At 72.9% G+C, this 18,360-nt stretch carries 13 protein-coding genes; 10 read left to right on the top strand and 3 right to left on the bottom strand.

The genetic code is table 11. The features are described 5' to 3' along the window. The first annotated feature begins 20 nt into the window (after positions 1-20). The gene (locus AB0A94_RS20090; RefSeq protein WP_361746045.1) at positions 21-929 is read left to right on the top strand and encodes an ADP-ribosylglycohydrolase family protein; all 909 of its coding nucleotides are present in this window, start codon (positions 21-23) and stop codon (positions 927-929) included. Between the two features lie 302 nt (positions 930-1,231). Here AB0A94_RS20090 and AB0A94_RS20085 read toward each other — a convergent pair whose 3' ends face one another. Then, positions 1,232-2,779, bottom strand: a complete 1,548-nt coding sequence (locus AB0A94_RS20085; protein WP_361746043.1) for an MFS transporter — start codon at positions 2,777-2,779, stop codon at positions 1,232-1,234. A gap of 183 nt (positions 2,780-2,962) precedes the next feature. Between AB0A94_RS20085 and AB0A94_RS20080 the strand changes: the two genes are divergently transcribed. The 3 genes from AB0A94_RS20080 (at position 2,963) to AB0A94_RS20070 (ending at position 5,036) form a co-directional block, all read left to right on the top strand. After that, the gene (locus AB0A94_RS20080; protein WP_361746041.1) at positions 2,963-3,586 is read left to right on the top strand and encodes a TetR/AcrR family transcriptional regulator; all 624 of its coding nucleotides are present in this window, start codon (positions 2,963-2,965) and stop codon (positions 3,584-3,586) included. An 81-nt stretch (positions 3,587-3,667) separates the two neighbouring features. Then, on the top strand, positions 3,668-4,369 hold the full coding sequence (locus AB0A94_RS20075) for a ribonuclease HII (protein WP_361746039.1): 702 nt from the start codon (positions 3,668-3,670) through the stop codon (positions 4,367-4,369). Between the two features lie 67 nt (positions 4,370-4,436). Beyond that, positions 4,437-5,036 (top strand): hypothetical protein, encoded by a 600-nt coding sequence (locus AB0A94_RS20070; protein ID WP_361746037.1) that lies wholly within the window; start codon positions 4,437-4,439, stop codon positions 5,034-5,036. 197 nt (positions 5,037-5,233) lie between these two features. On the opposite strand, the gene AB0A94_RS20065 is transcribed toward AB0A94_RS20070, so the two are convergent. Together AB0A94_RS20065 and AB0A94_RS20060 are read right to left on the bottom strand one after the other, a co-directional pair. Then, positions 5,234-5,848 carry a hypothetical protein gene (locus AB0A94_RS20065; protein WP_361746035.1) on the bottom strand — a complete coding sequence of 205 codons (615 nt, stop codon included), beginning with the start codon at positions 5,846-5,848 and terminating at the stop codon, positions 5,234-5,236. A 213-nt stretch (positions 5,849-6,061) separates the two neighbouring features. Further along, complete coding sequence (locus AB0A94_RS20060) at positions 6,062-8,227, bottom strand: RecQ family ATP-dependent DNA helicase (RefSeq protein WP_361746033.1); 2,166 nt, start codon at positions 8,225-8,227, stop codon at positions 6,062-6,064. A 141-nt stretch (positions 8,228-8,368) separates the two neighbouring features. Here AB0A94_RS20060 and AB0A94_RS20055 point away from each other — a divergent pair, with 141 nt between their 5' ends. The 6 genes from AB0A94_RS20055 (at position 8,369) to AB0A94_RS20030 (ending at position 18,341) form a co-directional block, all read left to right on the top strand. After that, positions 8,369-10,051: a DUF4192 family protein gene (locus tag AB0A94_RS20055; protein ID WP_361746031.1), complete on the top strand. Its 1,683-nt coding sequence runs from the start codon at positions 8,369-8,371 to the stop codon at positions 10,049-10,051. A gap of 272 nt (positions 10,052-10,323) precedes the next feature. Next, positions 10,324-12,384, top strand: a complete 2,061-nt coding sequence (locus AB0A94_RS20050) for a glycogen debranching N-terminal domain-containing protein (RefSeq protein ID WP_361746029.1) — start codon at positions 10,324-10,326, stop codon at positions 12,382-12,384. 131 nt (positions 12,385-12,515) lie between these two features. Continuing rightward, positions 12,516-13,274 carry an NUDIX hydrolase gene (locus AB0A94_RS20045; RefSeq protein WP_217128320.1) on the top strand — a complete coding sequence of 253 codons (759 nt, stop codon included), beginning with the start codon at positions 12,516-12,518 and terminating at the stop codon, positions 13,272-13,274. Positions 13,275-13,385: 111 nt separating this feature from the next. Further along, complete coding sequence (locus AB0A94_RS20040; protein WP_361746027.1) at positions 13,386-15,332, top strand: ATP-binding cassette domain-containing protein; 1,947 nt, start codon at positions 13,386-13,388, stop codon at positions 15,330-15,332. A gap of 163 nt (positions 15,333-15,495) precedes the next feature. Next, positions 15,496-16,383: an FCD domain-containing protein gene (locus AB0A94_RS20035; protein ID WP_361746025.1), complete on the top strand. Its 888-nt coding sequence runs from the start codon at positions 15,496-15,498 to the stop codon at positions 16,381-16,383. A gap of 428 nt (positions 16,384-16,811) precedes the next feature. Beyond that, the gene (locus AB0A94_RS20030; protein WP_361746023.1) at positions 16,812-18,341 is read left to right on the top strand and encodes an RNA polymerase sigma factor; all 1,530 of its coding nucleotides are present in this window, start codon (positions 16,812-16,814) and stop codon (positions 18,339-18,341) included. Positions 18,342-18,360 lie beyond the last annotated feature (19 nt).

Genomic DNA, 18,360 nt, shown 5'->3' with positions numbered 1-18,360 from the left:
CCGGATAGAGTGGCAGGGCGATGACCGCTGATTCCTCTCCCGCCGGGCGCCTGGACCGCGCCCTGGCCAGCCTGCGCGGCGTGTCCGTGGGGGACGCGCTCGGCTCCCAGTTCTTCGTGCCGGTGAACTACCCGCTGCTCAAGCGCCGCGAACTGCCCCCGGCACCTTGGCAGTGGACGGACGACACGGAGATGGCGTGCTCCGTCGTCTCCGTCCTGGCCACGCACCACCGGATCGACCAGGACGCCCTCGCGCTGTCCTTCGCCACGCACCACGACTTCGACCGGGGTTACGGGCCCGCGGTCAACCGGCTGCTGCGGCTGGTCCGCGAGGGCGGCGACTGGCGGGAACTCGCCGCCGCGCTCTTCGACGGGCGGGGGTCGTGGGGCAACGGCGCCGCGATGCGGATCGCCCCGTTGGGCGCCTGGTACGCGGACGATCCGGAACAGGCCACCCACCAGGCCGAGATCTCCGCCTACCCCACGCATCAGCATCGTGAGGCCGTGGTCGGTGCCATGGCCGTCGCGGCGGCGGCCGCGCTGGTCGCCGCGCCCGGCGGGCCGCCCGGCTCGGAAGCCCTCCTCGACGGGGTCATCGCGCTGGTGCCCGCGAGGAGCGCGGTCGGTGCGGGGCTGCGCAGGGCCCGGGACATGCTCGACTACGGCGACGCGGCCACCGTCGCGGCCGTGCTCGGCTGCGGGCGGCGTACGACGGCGCACGACACCGTGCCCTTCGCGCTCTGGTCGGCGGCCCGGGCCCTGGGGGACTACGAGCGGGCGTTCTGGACGACCGCGCAGGTGGGCGGCGACGTCGACACGACCTGTGCGATCGTGGGCGGTGTGGTCGCCGCCGGGAAGGCGGGGGCACCGCCCGCAGAGTGGGCCGACCGGGTCGAGCCCCTGCCGGACTGGTTGCGGACCGCGGTCTGAGGGCGGGGACTGGACACCGCCCCGCCCGAGGACGGAGTTCGGAACTCTCTGTGCGTGCCGGGAACTCTCCGTGACCGTCTGCCCGTTGTCGAAGTGTCCGCTGTGTGAGGCATGAGGCCTGACACGTGTAGATGCGTCTGTCGTCGCGGGAGCGGTGCGGGGGAGGGACCGTGGTGGTGATCGTGAAAGCGCTGCTCGGGGCCCTGCTCGCCCTGATGGGTACGGGCCGGCCCGGCGTTCGCCGGCCGAGTCCGAAGACGTCGGCCGGTGAGCTGCCGGGCCGGCTCCGTGGTCTTCCCTTTTCAGCCCATGCCCGGTCCGGCCGAGCCGGACAGCGCTTCCAGGTCGCTCTTGCGGACCCGGATGACGAACCATGCGGTGGCCAGGGCGAGTACGGCCATCGCGGCAGCCGGGATGAAGGCAGTGGAGATGCCCTCGGTGAGCACCTCGTGACCCCAGGGAGCGGGCAGTTGGTGCGTCTGGGCGAACTCCGCCTTCTGCTCCGCCGTCCCTTCGGCGAGGAAGCCCGGCATCTGCTTCTCCGCCTCGTCCTTGCTGGCGGTGCCGAACACCGTCGTCAGGAGGGCCAGTCCCACCGACCCGCCCACCTGCTGGGTCGCGTTGAGCAGTCCGGACGCGGCGCCGGCCTCGTGCTGGGCCACCCCGGAGACCGCGGTGAGCGTCAGCGTCACGAAGTTCAGTCCCATGCCGAAGCCGAAGACCAGCATGGGGCCGAGGATGCCGCTGACGTACGAGCTGTCGGAGCTGATCAGCGTCTGCCAGGCCAGTCCGATCGCAGCGAGCGCCGACCCCACGAGCATGAACGGCTTGGGGCCGAACACGGGAAGGAACCGCTGCGACAGACCGGCCCCGAGCGCGATCACGACTGTCACCGGAAGGAAGGCGAGGCCGGCCTCGATCGGGCTGTATCCGAGGACGTTCTGCACGAAGAGGACGATGTAGAAGAACATGCCGAACATCGCCGCGGCCAGGCTGAGCATGATCACATAGGTGCCCGCGCGGTTGCGGTCGGTGAACATCCGCAGCGGGGTGATGGGCTCCTTGGCCCGGGACTCGATCAGCGCGAAGGCCACCAGCAGGACCACGGCGGCCGCGAAGGAGCCGATGGTCAGCTCGTCCCGCCAGCCTTCCTCCGCCGCGCGGATGAAGCCATAGACGAGAGAGGCCATACCGGCCGTCGAGGTCACCGCACCCGCGATGTCGAAACGGCCGGTGTGCCGCTCGGACTCGTTGATGTACATCGGTGTGAGGACGACGATCAGCAGACCGATCGGCACATTGACGAAGAGCACCCACCGCCAGTCGAGCCACTCGGTGAGCATGCCGCCCGCGAGGAGACCGATGGCGCCGCCGCCCGCGGAGACCGCGGCGAAGATGCCGAAGGCGCGATTGCGCTCGGGGCCTTCCGGGAATGTGGTGGTGATGAGCGCCAGCGAGGTGGGCGAGGCGATGGCGCCGCCCACGCCCTGCAGGACGCGCGCGGCCAGTAGCTGCCACGGTTCCTGGGCGAATCCGCCGAGCAGGGAGGCGAGGGTGAACAGCAGGATGCCGGTCATGAAGACACGGCGCCGGCCGAGGATGTCGCCGGCCCGGCCGCCGAGAAGCAGCAGGCCGCCGAAGGTCAGGGTGTAGGCGCTGATCACCCAGGTGAGGTCGGTGGTGCTGAACTCGAGAGCGTTCTGGATGTGCGGCAGCGCGATGTTCACGATCGTCGAGTCGAGGACCACCATGAGTTGGCAGGCCGCGATGACGGTGAGCGCGATGCCGGGATGTCCGTCCCGGCGGGCCGCACCTGGCTTCTGGTCCTGGATCAAAGGAGAGGTTGTCACTATGGGTCCCCCACGAGTGCGTCAGTGAACGCTCGCGTTCACTGTTGCGCCCACGGTATGAGTCCCCGACAGTGAACGCAAGCGTTCACTTAATGCGTTGCCGCTCGGTGCGTCCCCCTCGGTCGCCGCGCGGTGCGTGCTTCATCCCTGAATGCCCGCTTCTTCTGCTCGCTGGAGAGTCAGATGGTTTCTTCGAGCTGGGTGGCCGCCCAGGACCGGACGGCCGCATCCCGCCGCCGCGGTGCCGTACTGGAACGCGCGATCCTCGATGCCGCCCTGGAGCAGCTCAGTACGGTCGGCTGGAACGGCCTGACGATGGAGGGCGTCGCCGCGGGCGCCCAGACCGGAAAGGCCGCCGTCTACCGGCGCTGGCCGTCCAAGGAGGATCTGGTCGCCGACGCGCTGCGGGCCGGGCTGCCGCAGTTCGACGAGGCGCCGGACCTGGGCGGTGTGCGCGAGGACCTGCTGGACCTGTGCCTGCGGGCGCGCGACGCGATGTTCTCCCAGCCGGGATGCGCTCTGCGTTCGGTCATTCACGAATGTGACACGCTTCAGGCCGAGCGCTTCCACGCCGTCATCTTCGACGGGGTCGTGGAACCCACCATCAAGATGCTGCGTGCCGTGATCGAGCGCGGGATCGAGCGGGGGGAGGTGCGTGCCGACGCGGCGAACGGGTATGTCTTCGACGCCATCCCGGCGATGATGATGTATCGCTCGAAGATGTGCGGCAGCGAATGGTCGAACGCCGATCTGGAGGAGATGATCGACCAGTTGATGGTTCCGCTGCTGCGGCCGGAGGGCTCCTGACCGCGGTTTCCGTGAGCGGCCGGCGCCACTCGGGGACCGGGGTGTCGCGGGCCGGCGCGGGCGGCGTACGCTAAGGGCGCCATGCCGTACGAACCACCTACTCACACCGTCGAGCGCTCCCTGCGCGCCACGACCGGGGCGAAGATCGTTGCAGGTGTCGACGAGGTGGGGCGCGGCGCGTGGGCCGGCCCCGTCACCGTCTGCGCGGCGGTCACCGGACTGCGCAGGCCCCCGGAGGGTCTCACCGACTCCAAGCTCCTCGCCGTCAGGCGGCGCACCGAGCTCGCCGAGACGCTGCGGAGCTGGGTGACCTCCTATGCCCTGGGGCACGCCTCCCCCGAGGAGATCGACGCCCTGGGGATGACGGCCGCGCTGCGGCTGGCGGCGGAGCGTGCGCTGGGGGAGCTGCCGGTCCGGCCGGACGCGGTGATCCTCGACGGCAAGCACGACTATCTCGGCACGCCCTGGAAGGTCCGTACGGTCATCAAGGGCGACCAGTCGTGCGTGGCCGTCGCGGCGGCCTCGGTGATCGCCAAGGTTCAGCGCGACAAAATGATGGCCGAACTGGGCGTCGACCATGCAGACTTCGGTTTTGCGGACAACGCCGGGTATCCGTCGCCCGTGCACAAGGCCGCACTGGAGGTCCGGGGACCCACTCCGTACCACCGGTTGTCGTGGGCGTATCTTGATGCGCTGCCCCAGTGGCGGCACCTCAAGAAGGCCCGCAGCTGGACGGAAGGGCGCGTTCCGGAGATCGAGGGTCAACTCGGCTTCGATTTCTGACGGACCGCTCGCACTGATGTGCCACCCGGCGGCGCGAGCCGTGCCAATGTTTGATAAAAATCAACCCATGCCTCTCATTCCCGAGGAGCCTCAGATTCACGAGAGTGCCCAGGGTCCCCGCACCGCGCCGACCCCCCGCCCCGTACCCGGCCCCCGCCCCGCGGCTCCGTCGCGTCCCGGTCGTCCCGGCCCGCCGCGGCCCGCGCCGCCGGTGCAGCGCGCGTCGCGCGACGCGGCCAAGCCCGTTCCTCCGGGCCCGCCCGCGTCCACGGCGGCCACCCCACAGCTCCAGTTGATCCCGGCCTCGGCCCAGGGGGCGCTCGACGCCGCCGAAGAGGCCGTGGACCTGCTGCTGGACTCGGGCCGCGCCCCCGGCGACGTGCTGGTGATCACCACCGGCGACCCGCACCCGTGGGCCACCCACGAACTGTCCTTCGGCGAAGCCTCCTACTGGGCCCAGCACGACGCCGGTGACGACGTCTTCTACACGGACGCCAAGGTCGCCGAGCGCGCCGGTGCGCGGCCCGTCGTCGTGGTCGCCGTCAACGGAGGTCCGGAATCCGCGGCCACCTCCGCTCTGTCGGTGGCGCATGCCCGGGCCGGCGCCCTGCTGATCGTCTGCGGCGACCCGCAGCGCATCAACTCGGTGCTGGGCGCGGGCGTCTGAGCCGACACCTCGGCGTCCGGCCGGACGCGGACGCCGCGACCTCGGCGTCCGCACGATCGGGGATTCGGCCTGCCCGGGACCGGAGGGGGCGATGCTCCTGCGTCTCAGCCGCCTCGCCACCGGGCCGGGGCAGGCGTCGTGCGGCCCGCCCCGCGCCGCCGTGCGTCGCCCGGATGCCCGGCGGCGTCTCCACGACGTCAGCGTGCCGCCGCGCGGCGCAGAATCTCCGACGCGGCACCACCCGTGCGCGGTATGCGGGGAGGTGCCGTGGTCGTGGCGAACGGTTCCGGCGCCGAGCCGGCGCTGGGGTGGCGGCCGCCACGCCCCTCGCCGAGGACCTGCCACCCGTCACGGGTCAGCGTGATGTACGCCCCGCAGCGCAGCCCGTGCAGGGTGCAGGCGTCGCGCAGTCCCCACATCCACGCACCGTCCTCCTCCGTCCAGCGCGCGTCGCCGTCACGGCAGTAGAGCAGCACGGCGGTGCGCACCGGGGTGCGGCGGCGCAGGTCGTGAGGGATCACCCGGCGCAACTGGTCCAGCAGTACATTGCGGAGCAGCCAGCCGTCCGCGGAGGCGGTGCGCCGGGTGAACGACGCGCTCGCCCGCACACGTTCGTCCGGATCGAGCACGGCGACGACCGCGGTCGCCGGACCGGGGCGGTGCCGGGCGTGCAGCCCGCTGACGACCTCCCGCGGGCTGCCCAGCAGCGGGATTCCCGCGGCGGCCCACTCCGCGGGCTCGAGCACACGGTTGGCGGAAGCGGCGGACGTCGACAGCGATGCCGCCGAGGACGGAGCGAATCCGAAGGTCACGGTCCTCCCTTCGGCTACGCCCGGACTGCGGGCAGGGTCGGATTCGGGGGAGCGCGCACGCAACGGAGCCCTACCTGATCGGCGGGCGAGCCGTGCGGGTGCGTCCTTCAATTCTTCCTGTCGAACTTGGATGCGGCAACGAGCAATTGAGGCAGCGGACCGGTATCGGGTGTTCCACGGCTTATATCCCCACCTGTTGGGCGGGCCGAACCATCAGCCCTGTACGGCCAGCACCAGCGGCAGCACGCCCTGTGCACCGGCCCGCCGGAGCAGGCGCGCCGTGACCGCGAGGGTCCAGCCCGTCTCCGTGTAGTCGTCCACGAGAAGGACCGGGCCCCTCGCCTCGGCCAGCGCGGCGGCGAGGTCGGCGGGTACGGTCAGCGCCCCGTCGAGGGCCTTGAGGCGCTGGGCGCTGTTGCTCCGGGAGACGGAGCGGGCCTCGCCCGTGTAGGCCACCGATCCCAGCAGCGGCAGCCGTCCGATCTCCGCGATGCGCGCCCCGAGCGAGTGGATCAGCCGGGGCCGGCTGCGGGAGGCGAGGGTGACCACCCCCACCGGCCGGGGCCGGGGGTCCGCCGCCCCCGGAGCCCAACCGCCGGGCCCCTTGGCCCAGTCGGCCAGCACGCCCACCACGGCCCGGGCGACATCGTCCGGCACCGGCCCGTCCGGCGCCTGCGGCGCGAACATCGGACGCAGCCGGTTGCCCCAGCCGATGTCCGACAGACGCCCCAGCGCCATGCCCCGATCGGCCTGTTCCCCTGCCGGAATACGCCCCTTGAGGTCCATGCCGATCGCCGGAAGCCCGGTGGGCCACATCCGCCGGGGCTCCACCTCGACACCCGCCCGGCCGAGATCCACGCGGGCCGCCTCGAGGGCGGTCGAGGAGGCCTCGGGGGTGTACCGCGCGCCCGCGCAGTTGTCGCAGCGTCCGCAGGGCTTGGCGCCCTCGTCGTCCAGCTGGCGCTGCAGGAACTCCATCCGGCAGTCCGTGCTCGCCGCGTACGCGCGCATCGCCTGTTGTTCGGCCTTGCGCTGGCGCGCCACCCACGCGTACCGCTCGGCGTCGTACGTCCACGGCCGCCCGGTCGCGATCCAGCCGCCCTTGACCCGCCGCACCGCCCCGTCCACGTCGAGCACCTTGAGCATGGTCTCCAGCCGGGAGCGGCGCAGTTCCACCAGCGGCTCGAGGGCCGGCAGCGACACGGGCCGGTCGGAGCGCGCGAGGACGTCGAGCGTACGGCGCACCAGGTCCTCGGAGGGGAAGGCGAGCGACGCGAAGTACTCCCAGATCGCCTCGTCCTCCTTCCCCGGCAGCAGCAGCACCTCGGCATGCCGGACACCGCGCCCGGCGCGGCCGACCTGCTGGTAGTAGGAAATGGGGGAGGACGGCGAGCCGAGATGCACCACGAAGCCCAGATCGGGCTTGTCGAAGCCCATGCCGAGCGCGGAGGTGGCGACCAGGGCCTTCACCTTGTTGGCGAGCAGGTCCTCCTCGGCCTGCTGCCGGTCGGCGTTCTCCGTCCTGCCGGTGTACGGGGCGACGGTGTGCCCGCGCTGCCGCAGGAAGGCGGTGACCTCCTCGGCGGCGGCCACGGTGAGCGTGTAGACGATCCCCGAGCCCGGGAGTTCGTCCAGGTGGTCGGCGAGCCAGGCCATCCGGTGCGCGGCGTCCGGCAGGCGCAGCACGCCCAGGCTCAGGCTCTCCCGGTCCAGCGGGCCCCGCAGCACCAGCGCGTCCGACGAACCTCCCGTCCCCAGCTGTTCCGCGACGTCGGCGGTGACACGGGCGTTGGCGGTGGCGGTGGTGGCGAGGACGGGCACGCCGTCCGGGAGGTCGGCGAGCATGGTGCGCAGCCGGCGGTAGTCCGGGCGGAAGTCGTGCCCCCAGTCGGAGATGCAGTGCGCCTCGTCGACCACCAGGAGCCCGGTCGCCGCGGAGAGCCTGGGCAGCACCTGGTCGCGGAAGTCCGGGTTGTTCAGCCGCTCCGGACTCACCAGCAACACGTCGACGTCGCCCGCGGCGATCTCCGTCTGCACGGATTCCCATTCCTCGCTGTTGGAGGAGTTGATGGTCCGGGCGCGGATTCCGGCTCTGGCCGCGGCCTCCACCTGGTTGCGCATGAGCGCCAGCAGCGGGGAGACGATCACGGTGGGGCCGCTGCCCCGGGCCCGCAGCAGCGAGGTGGCCACGAAGTAGACCGCGGACTTGCCCCACCCCGTGCGCTGCACGACCAGGGCCCGGCGCTTGTCGGCGACCAGCGCCTCGATCGCCCGCCACTGGTCCTCGCGCAGCCGGGCCTCGCCCGAGGTGTCCCCGACGAGGCGGGCGAGAACCGCGTCGGCGGCCGTGCGGAGATCCGCGTTGCTCGTGTGCTCCATGGGTCCATCCAACAGGACGCCACTGACATGCGGGCGGGTGCGCGGGAGCGGTCCCCGCGGCCCCGAAGCCGGTGGCATGTCCCTGGCCGGACTTATCCACAGGGAAAACCGGAAGTCTGCAATCCGCGAGATCGTCCTCGCATGACGAACCACGGCGAAACCACTGGATCCCCCGAAAACGGCGACATCCGCGGGCGCGACACCGGTCCCCGGACATCCGGAGGAGACGAAGCCTGCGCACCGCGTCCGCAGGACATCACCTGCACCGCGTACGACAGTCATGGCGACGGACAGCAGGTCACCCTGCGCTCCCCGGCCGAGCTCGCCGACGCCCTGCCCTACCTGCTCGGTTACCGCCCTGAGGACAGCATCGTGCTGGTCGCCCTGCACGACAAGGACGGACGGGGCCGGTTCGGCGGCCGTGCCCGGCTCGGCGTCCCCGCCAACCCCGACGACTGGCCCTCCGCGGCACGGCAGCTGGTCCACGGCCTGGTGACGGGCAGCGAGCGCCGGGGTGCCCGGCCCGAGCAGATGGTCGTCTTCCTCTGCCACGAACCGGGGCGGGGCGAATCGGGCCGGCAGGTCAAGGAGCGGCTGGGGCCGCTCGCCCACACCCTGCGCCTGGAGTGCGGTGCCCTGGACATCCCGGTGGTGGAGGCCCTGTGCGTCTCGGACGGCCGCTTCTGGTCGTACTGCTGCGACGACGAGGGCTGCTGCCCGTCCGAGGGGACACCGATGGGCCTGCCCGGCACCTCGGTGCTGGCCGCCGCCGCCACCTACGCCGGGCTCCAGGTCCGTGGCACCCTGCGCGAACTGCGCGCCAGGCTCCAGCCGTGGGAGCATTCCGCCGCCCGGGAGCAGGAAGCCGCCCTGGACGCCGCCGGCTTGGCGCTGATCCCCAGGATCCTCGACGCGGAGGGCCGACACGAGGTCGCCGAGGAGACGCTGGAGCTGGCCGGGCGGATCCTGGGCCGCCTCGCCGACGCCCCGCCCGTGCCCGGCGTGCTCCCGGCGGACCTGCGGGACGACGAACTGCTCGGGTGCGACGAGGCCGCGGCGCTGATCCTCGGCCTGCAGGACCGCACGACCCGCGACCGCGCGGCCGAGTGGATGGAGGACGACGAGGCGGGCCCGGCCCTCCGCCTGTGGCGTGCCCTGGCCCGCCGCTGCGTCGGAGCATACGGCGAACACGCCGCGGCACCCCTCACCCTCGCCGGGTGGGTCGCCTGGTCCACCGGTGACGAACTGGAAGCCCGGGAAGCACTCGCCATGGCCCTGGGCGCCGACCCCGACTACCTCTTCGCCCGGCTTCTGCACCAGGCGTGCAACGAAGGGCTCGACCCGGAGTCGATCCGCCGCTGCCTGCGGTCCGAACGCGAGGGCCGTGGGCGGGCGACGTCGGACGGGCCGTCGGCCGTAGCCACGGAGCCGTGGCCGTCGGCCGTAGCCACGGAGCCGCGGCCGTCGGCCGTGGCCACGGAGCCGCGGCAGCAGGGTGGCTGCGAGCCGTCGGCTGCCGGACCCGCGGCTCCGGGCCCCGAAGCGGCTCCCTTGCCCCGCCGACGTCGCACCCGAGCGTCCGGCACCGGCGGCGCTCTCCCTCGCCGGGCCCGCACGGAGGGCGGCCGCCCGGGACAGCGGGTTCCGTGTCCGCGTACGTCGGCGGCGGGCGCGCGCCCCACGGCGGACGGTGGGACGTGTCCGGGCGGCGCGGACGAGAGCGGGACCCGTCCCGGCGCGGCGGGTCCCGGGGCGGGACGTCGCCGCGGTACCTCGCAGCCGGGCGCGCAGGCCGGTCGCCAGGGCGGCGAAGGGGAGAAGTGAGTGAGCGGCGGAGCCGCGCCCGTCGGGCCGGAGTCGGCCTGCGCGGAGGTGTGGCGGGCAGGTGGCAGGGGTGTTGTCCGTGCCGCCCCGCCCGCCCCGGACGGTCGTCACCGTCGGGGTCTCACCGTGGGCGTGACCCGGAGCGGGGCGGTTCCGTTCACCTGAGTGGCGGAGCGCCTGGGCGGGGCGTGACGTCGTGTTCCACCGGCCTGACCGAAGCCTGTCGGCGACGGGCCCGCCCGAGGCACACCGAGCACAGAGAAAGCCTTCCCATGCACCAGCCGGCTCCGCCCGCCCCCTTCGCCGACCGTGCCGGAGCCCCGGCCGGCACGCGGACGCCCCTCCCACGGCAGCGGGACCACCACCCCGCCCGTCGGTGGCTCGCCGAGCTGCCGCCCGCGCACACCGCCCTGATCTGCGTCGCCCTGCCCGGCCTTGCCGTCTCGACGGAACAGGGGCAGCAGACCGGCAGCGGACTGGAAGGGTTCTACCGTGCGGGACGCCGTCTCCTCTCCCGGTGCCAGGTCCGCGTGGCCGGGCGGGAGCCGCTCGCGGTCCAAGCGCGGATGGTGGCCGCCGACCGGGCCCGTTTCGTGGGGACGTTGCGTGTGTCCCCGCGAGACGGCGGCCCGGACCCGGATGTGGTCGTGGAGCGGACACGCTGCGCGGACGGCACGGAACGGATCATGCTGCGCAGCGCGGCCCCGCGTCCGTTGCGCCTGCCCGTCGAGGTGGCCCTCGGCACGGATCTCGCCGACCTCGGGGCGATCGCCGCCGGCCGCGCGGGCCCCGAACTGCCGGCCGATGTCCACGCCGGTGGCCTGCGCTGGTCCCGTGCCGGGGCGAGCGCGTCGGTCACGGCCGAACCGCCGCCCGCCGAGGCGCTGGCCTCCGCCGGACTGCTGCGCTGGGAGTTCGACCTGCCCCCGGGCGGCAGCGCGAGCATCGAGTTGCGCGTACGGCAGGACGGAGCGGCGCCTCTTCGCTCCGCGGGCCGCACGGCCACAAGTCCTCTCGCCCCGGCGCGTGCAACGGGAGACGACCCGAGGGTCCCCGCCCTGCTGCGGACGAGCGTCGACGACCTCCGGGCCCTCCTGCTGCGCGACCCGGCGCACCCCGCCGACCTCCACCTCGCGGCCGGCGCCCCCTGGCGCTGCGGGCTCGCCCCGGCCGAGGCCCTCGCCGCCGCCCGGATGGCCCTGCCGCTGGGCACCGGGCTCACCGCGGGCACCCTGCGCACCCTCGCCCGCACCCAACTCCCCGGACCGGGGCCGAAGACCGGCATGATCCCCGGTCCGCGCCGCGACGCCGGGCCCCATCTGCCTCCCGGCTGCACGGGGACGGAGGCCACGCTGCTCTTCCCGGTGCTCCTGGCCGAGGCCCGCCGCTGGGGACTCCCCGACCACGAGACCGAGGAACTGCTTCCGGCCGCCGAACGCTGTCTGACCTGGCTGCGGAACACGGTGGGCGACGGCGCCTACCTGCCCGACCCGCAGCCCGGCGGACCCGTCCGCTGCGAGACACAGGCCCAGGCCCACCGGGCGGCCCTGCTCGGCGCCGACCTGCTCGACGCGTACGGCAGACCGGGTGGCACCGGACTGCGGCAGTGGGCGCGGACCTTGCGCGGGGCCTTCCACGACGACTTCTGGATCGACGGCCCGCGCGGCGACCGGCCGGCGGCGGCCCGTGCCCCGGACGGCCGTCTCGTCCCGCACCTGGGCGCACCGGTCGCGCACCTCCTCGACACCGGGCTGCTGGGCGGGGGCGAACTCGCGCCCGGCCTCCTCGACACGGTGCGGACCGAGCGGCTGGCGCGGCTGCTGGGCGGTCCCGACCTGGACTCGGGCTGGGGCCTGCGCGGAATGGGCGTGAAGGAAGCGGGTCACAACCCGTTCGGACACCGCTCCGGCGCCGTGCGGGTCCGCGAGACGGCGCTCGCCGTCGCGGGACTCGCAGCCGCCGGCTACGAGAAGGAGGCGACGTCCCTGCTGCGGGGCGTCCTCGGGGCGGCGGAGGCGTTCGGCCACCGGCTGCCCGAGATGTACGCGGGGGAGCAGCGGACCGAGGGGAGCGTTCCGCTCCCGCACCCGGCGGCCTGCCGCCCGGCGGCCACGGCGGCGGCCGCCGGGGTCTTGCTGCTGACCACGCTCGCGGGAGTCCGCCCCGACGTCCCGGCCCGCACGGTCACGCTGCGACCGGTGCGCGGCGCCCCACTGGGCGAGACGGTGCTGACGGGACTGCGCGTGGCGGGCGCCCCCTTCGCCGTACGGATCAGCCGGCTCGGTCTCGCCATGGTCGAGGAAGCGGCCGACGGCCTCCGGCTGGGAGTCTGACCCGGCGGGACGCGTCTTCGCCGGGCGGCAGGGAGAGCAGGAGGACGGACCCGCCGGACCGAAGCGGATCAGTTGGCGTCGGGGGCGGCGAAGGGAGTGTTTATCGTCAGGCAGACGACTATGATCGCCGCATGCCCTACGACCCGTCAGCCTTTCCGCCCTTCGCCGTCACCGTGGACCTGGTCGTGCTGACCGTGCGCCGACATGCCCTGTGTGCGCTGGCGGTACGCCGGGGCGAGGCGCCGTTCCAGGGGCGATGGGCGCTCCCCGGCGGCTTCGTGCGGGCCGACGAGGACCTGGCGCAGGCGGCGGCCCGGGAACTGGCCGAGGAGACGGGGCTGCGGGTGCACGACCCCGCCGTCCCCGCCCAGGACAACGGCGCTCACCTGGAACAGCTCGCCACGTACGGCGACCCCAAGCGCGACCCCCGGATGCGGGTCGTCAGCGTCGCCCACCTCGCCCTCGCTCCCGACCTGCCCGCGCCCCGGGCCGGCGGTGACGCCAGCAACGCGCGGTGGGCGCCCGTCGAGGAGTTGCTGCAGCAGGGTGGCTACGGCCGGGACGGCGAGCCGGTGGCACCGCTCGCCTTCGACCACGCCCAGATCCTGTCGGACGGGGTGGAGCGCGCCCGCTCCAAGATCGAGTACTCGTCGCTGGCGACGGCCTTCTGCCCGCCCGAGTTCACCGTCGGTGAGCTGCGCCGGGTCTACGAGGCGGTCTGGGGCGTGGCGCTCGACCCGCGCAACTTCCACCGCAAGGTGACGGGCACACCAGGCTTCCTGGTCCCCACCGGTGGCACGACCACCCGGCAGGGCGGTCGTCCCGCCCAGCTCTTCCGGGCCGGCGGCGCCACCCTGCTCAACCCCCCGATGCTGCGCCCCGAGGTCTAATGCGGGACGACCGGACCCGGTCGGCGGGCCCGGCGGAGCGGTTACCCTCCCTCCTGCCGACGGGCCGCGAGATGCCCGAAAAACCCGATATGGCGCGCTATCTTGCATCGGGTGATCCAGGCCACCGGACTGACCAGCAGCCCTCGCAAAGAGCTTCCGCCCGCCGTCGACGACGTCTCCTTCGAGGCGCACGCGGGCCGCGTCACCGCATTGCTCGGAGCGCCGGGCGCCGGCAAGACGACGGCGCTCCGGCTCATGCTCGAACTCCAACGCGGCCGTGGCATCACCTACTTCAGAGGTCGCCCGCTGCACCGCATCCCCCATCCCTCCCGCGAAGTCGGCGTGCTGCTCGGCGATGTGCCGGGCCACCCCGCCCGCACCGTCCGCGGGCACCTCCGCATGCTGTGCGCCGCCACGGGCGTCCCGGCCCGCCGGGCCGACGAAGTCCTCGAGGCGACAGGGCTGGTGAGCCTGCGCGACGAACGCCTGGGCACCCTGTCGCGCGGCATGGACCGCCGCCTGGGACTGGCCTGCGCGCTGCTGCCGGACCCGCACACACTCGTGCTCGACGAGCCCGCGCGAGGGCTGTCCGCCGCTGAGAACCGCTGGCTGTACGGCACACTCCGGGCGTACGCGGCCCGGGGCGGCACGGTGCTGTGCACGACGGCCGACCCGAAGGAGGCCGCACGGATCGCGGACCACGTGGTCACCCTGGAACGGGGAAGACTCGTCGCCGACCAGACGGCGGCGGACTTCTCGCGGACCCGGCTGCGCCCCCGCGTCGCGGTCCGCAGCCCGCACGCCGCCCGCCTCTCCGCCCTGCTCGCACAGGAGGCCCGCGCCACCCGGCGGTCCGTGGAGGCCGTGCACGAGGGCGGCAACCGCCTCTGCGTCTACGGCAGTACCTGCGCGGACGTCGGTGAGATCGCGTTCCGGCACGGCATCGTCGTCCACCAACTGGCGGACGAGGTCGGAGACATGGGTCCCGGCGCCGGAGCGGGCGAACCGGCACCGGACCAGCAGGTGCCCCCGGCCGGTGCCGCCGGGGAACCCGCGCGGCCGGGACCCGGCGCGCCCCCGCCCGCGGACGACACGGCACGCGATCCGGACCACCGCCCCGGCACCCCGGCCGGCGAAGACTCCCCCGCATCCGCGTCCCCGCCGCAGAAGGCACCGGACGCATCCGTGGCCGAGGGCGCCCACCCGGCTCCCGGAGTCCGCTCGCGCCGGACCGCCCGCACGCGAGACACCGGCGCCGGGCTTCCCCCTTCCGTCTCCGTCCGTCCCGCCCCCCGGCCCCTTCGCCCCCTGCGCTACGAGATCCGCCGTGCCACGGGTGTCGGCACGGGGTTCCTCGTCGGGGCGGCCGTGCTCGTCGTGTCGGCGCTCACCGCCGTACTGCTGGCGCGGGCCGGGCACACCCCGCAGTCGCGCCTGCTGGCCGCGTGGCCGAGAGAACTGCCGCTGCCGCCCGCGGCGCTCGGCGCGGGCCTGCTCGGCGCGCTGGCCTTCGGCGACGAGTTCCGCCACCCCGCGCTGGCGGCGGACCGCGGCACCGTGCCCCGGCGGCTGGGGCTGCTGACCGCCAAACTCCTCGTGGCCTCGGCCTCCGCGGCGGTGCTGGCCGTCCTGACCGTCGGGTGCGATGCAGAGCTGCTCCACCTCGTCTACGGACGGGAGGTCGTCGAGGTCCCCGCCGACTGGCTGCCGCTGAGTGCGGGCTGGCTCGGCCTCGTGATCGGGTGCGCCTGCGCCGGCGTGCTGGCCGCCGGTGTGTTCCGGTCCACCACCGCCGGTCTCGCCGTCGTCGTCGCCGTACCCCTTCTCGTCGTGCCGCTCGTGCACAAGGTGACGGAGGGGCCGGCGGTGCGCACCCCGGTCCCGCTCGCGGCACGGCTGCGGGACGGTGTGCCGCTCCGGTGGCCCTTCGGGGGCGAACGTCATCTGGACGCGGTCCTGCACCTGATCGCCCAACCCGTCGGTGGTGCGCTGACGTTGTCGCTGGCGGCGCTGCTGTGCGCGTACGTGTTCACCGGCCTGCGGAGCAGAGTCCGATAACGACCGTCCACGGGCACATCGGACCACTCCTGCCCGCAACTCACCGTAAAAAGCCCATTCCTTTCCGATAAGGCGTCAATTGCGATGGGGTGAGCGATCACCCTTTCGTGTGCTTTTCACCAAAGACCTTAAGGGAGTTGGAAGCGGAGCCGACAAAGGATGCGTGAGTACCCTTGCGCACACCATGATGACCGCCGCCCGCTCCGCAGACTCCGGCCTCGGGAGCCCGGGCGAACTCGACCGCTACCCCTACGCCGAGGCGCCCGCCGTCGACCGCGTGGGGGGCCCCGCCTGGGACGGCGCGGATCCGGAGCTGGGTCGTGTGGGCCGGCGGGCCGCGGGCAGCCGCGGCCGCGGGCTGCACGGCCAACTCGTCCAGCAGTTGGGTCAGATGATCGTTTCCGGGGACCTGGGTGCCGACCGCCCGCTGGTTCCGGAGGAGATCGGCCAGCGCTTCGAGGTCTCCCGCACCGTCGTCCGCGAGTCGCTCCGCGTCCTGGAGGCCAAGGGCCTGGTCAGTGCCCGACCGAACGTCGGCACACGCGTACGTCCCGTCAGCGACTGGAACCTCCTCGACCCGGACATCATCGAGTGGCGGGCCTTCGGGCCGCAGCGCGACGACCAGCGCCGTGAGCTCAGTGAGCTCCGCTGGACGATCGAGCCGCTCGCCGCCTGCCTGGCGGCCGGCCACGGGCGGGAGGACGTCCAGCAGCGGCTGACCGACATGGTCGAGATCATGGGTCACGCCATGGGGCAGGGCGACGCCCTGACGTTCGCCCGCGCCGACGCGGAGTTCCACTCCCTGCTCATCCAGATCGCCGGCAACCGGATGCTGGAGCACCTCTCCGGGATCGTCTCCGCCGCGTTGCAGGTCTCGGGCGGCCCGGTCACGGGCTGTGAGCGGCCGAACGAGACGTCCCTGGCGCAGCACGGCCGGATCGTCGACGCCCTCGCCGACGGCGACGGCGCGGCGGCCGAAGCGGCCATGCGCCAACTGCTCACGGTCCACCCAGAGGTGGAACGCGTGGTGCCCGCCCCCCGCGAGCACTGACCGCGTTCCGCGGACGGCGCGGTCCGGCATGCCATCCCCCTCCTGTGGCAGCGCCCCACCGATGAGCCGTCCCCCGTCGGACCCCGCGGGATCATCGACGATCCCGCGGGGTCCGATGCCCAGAACGGCGTGGCACACTCGGAGGGGTGACCTCCTCGCCCCCGAGTGAACGCTTTCGTGATTGTTTGACCGATTCCGTGCGCTTATGGGGTGTGACTCGGGCCACGCGGATTGGACGTAACGCTCCTGGGAAGAACGCGATGACCTAAGAGGTAACAGCCGCGGAGGGAATACGGACGCCGTTCATGGCGCTGTGCATCCTCCCCGGTCCTCGCCCGCACCGTCGGCCCATCCCCAAGCCGGCGGTCGGCTCCTGTCCACTGTGGACGGGGCCGGAAGCCGTTTTCCAACGTTCCGAGAGGTTGTTCGTGTCGGCCAGCACATCCCGTACGCTCCCGCCGGAGATCGCCGAGTCCGTCTCTGTCATGGCGCTCATCGAGCGGGGAAAGGCTGAGGGGCAGATCGCCGGCGATGACGTGCGTCGGGCCTTCGAAGCTGACCAGATTCCGGCCACTCAGTGGAAGAACGTACTGCGCAGCCTCAATCAGATCCTCGAGGAAGAGGGTGTGACGCTGATGGTCAGTGCCGCAGAGCCCAAGCGCACCCGCAAGAGCGTCGCAGCGAAGAGTCCCGCCAAGCGCACCGCCACCAAGACGGTCGCCGCCAAGACGGTGACCGCACGGAAGGCCACCGCCACCGCGACTCCGGCGGCGCCCGCCGCCGACCCCGCCGCCGAGGAGGAGGCACCCGCCAAGAAGGCGGCTGCCAAGAAGACGACCGCGAAGAAGACGGCCGTCAAGAAGGCGACCGTGAAGAAGACGGCCGCCAAGAAGACCACGGCCAAGAAGGACGACGCCGAGCTGGGCGACGAGGAGGTCCTCGAGGACACCAAGGTCGCGGAGGAGCCCGAGGGTACCGAGAACGCCGGCTTCGTCCTCTCCGACGAGGACGAGGACGACGCCCCGGCCCAGCAGGTCGCCGCGGCCGGCGCCACCGCCGACCCGGTCAAGGACTACCTCAAGCAGATCGGCAAGGTCCCCCTGCTCAACGCCGAGCAGGAGGTCGAACTCGCCAAGCGCATCGAGGCCGGTCTGTTCGCCGAGGACAAGCTGGCCAACGCCGACAAGCTCGCCCCCAAGCTCAAACGCGAGCTGGAGATCATCGCCGAGGACGGCCGCCGCGCCAAGAACCACCTGCTGGAGGCCAACCTCCGCCTGGTGGTCTCCCTGGCCAAGCGCTACACCGGCCGCGGCATGCTCTTCCTGGACCTCATCCAGGAGGGCAACCTCGGTCTGATCCGCGCGGTGGAGAAGTTCGACTACACCAAGGGCTACAAGTTCTCCACGTACGCCACCTGGTGGATCCGCCAGGCGATCACCCGCGCGATGGCCGACCAGGCGCGCACCATCCGTATCCCGGTGCACATGGTCGAGGTCATCAACAAGCTCGCGCGCGTGCAGCGCCAGATGCTCCAGGACCTGGGCCGCGAGCCCACTCCGGAGGAGTTGGCCAAGGAACTCGACATGACCCCGGAGAAGGTCATCGAGGTCCAGAAGTACGGCCGTGAGCCCATCTCCCTGCACACCCCGCTGGGCGAGGACGGCGACAGCGAGTTCGGTGACCTCATCGAGGACTCCGAGGCGGTCGTCCCGGCCGACGCGGTCAGCTTCACGCTGCTGCAGGAGCAGCTGCACTCCGTCCTGGACACCCTGTCCGAGCGCGAGGCGGGCGTCGTCTCCATGCGCTTCGGTCTCACCGACGGTCAGCCGAAGACCCTCGACGAGATCGGCAAGGTGTACGGCGTCACGCGCGAGCGCATCCGCCAGATCGAGTCCAAGACCATGTCGAAGCTGCGCCACCCGTCGCGCTCCCAGGTGCTGCGCGACTACCTCGACTAGTTCGCCCGCCGCGGCGCAC

This window comes from Streptomyces sp. NPDC044984 (assembly GCF_040646935.1).
In the GTDB taxonomy this organism is placed as follows: Bacteria; Actinomycetota; Actinomycetes; order Streptomycetales; family Streptomycetaceae; genus Streptomyces.
This window is presented reverse-complemented; position numbering and strand designations above follow the sequence as displayed.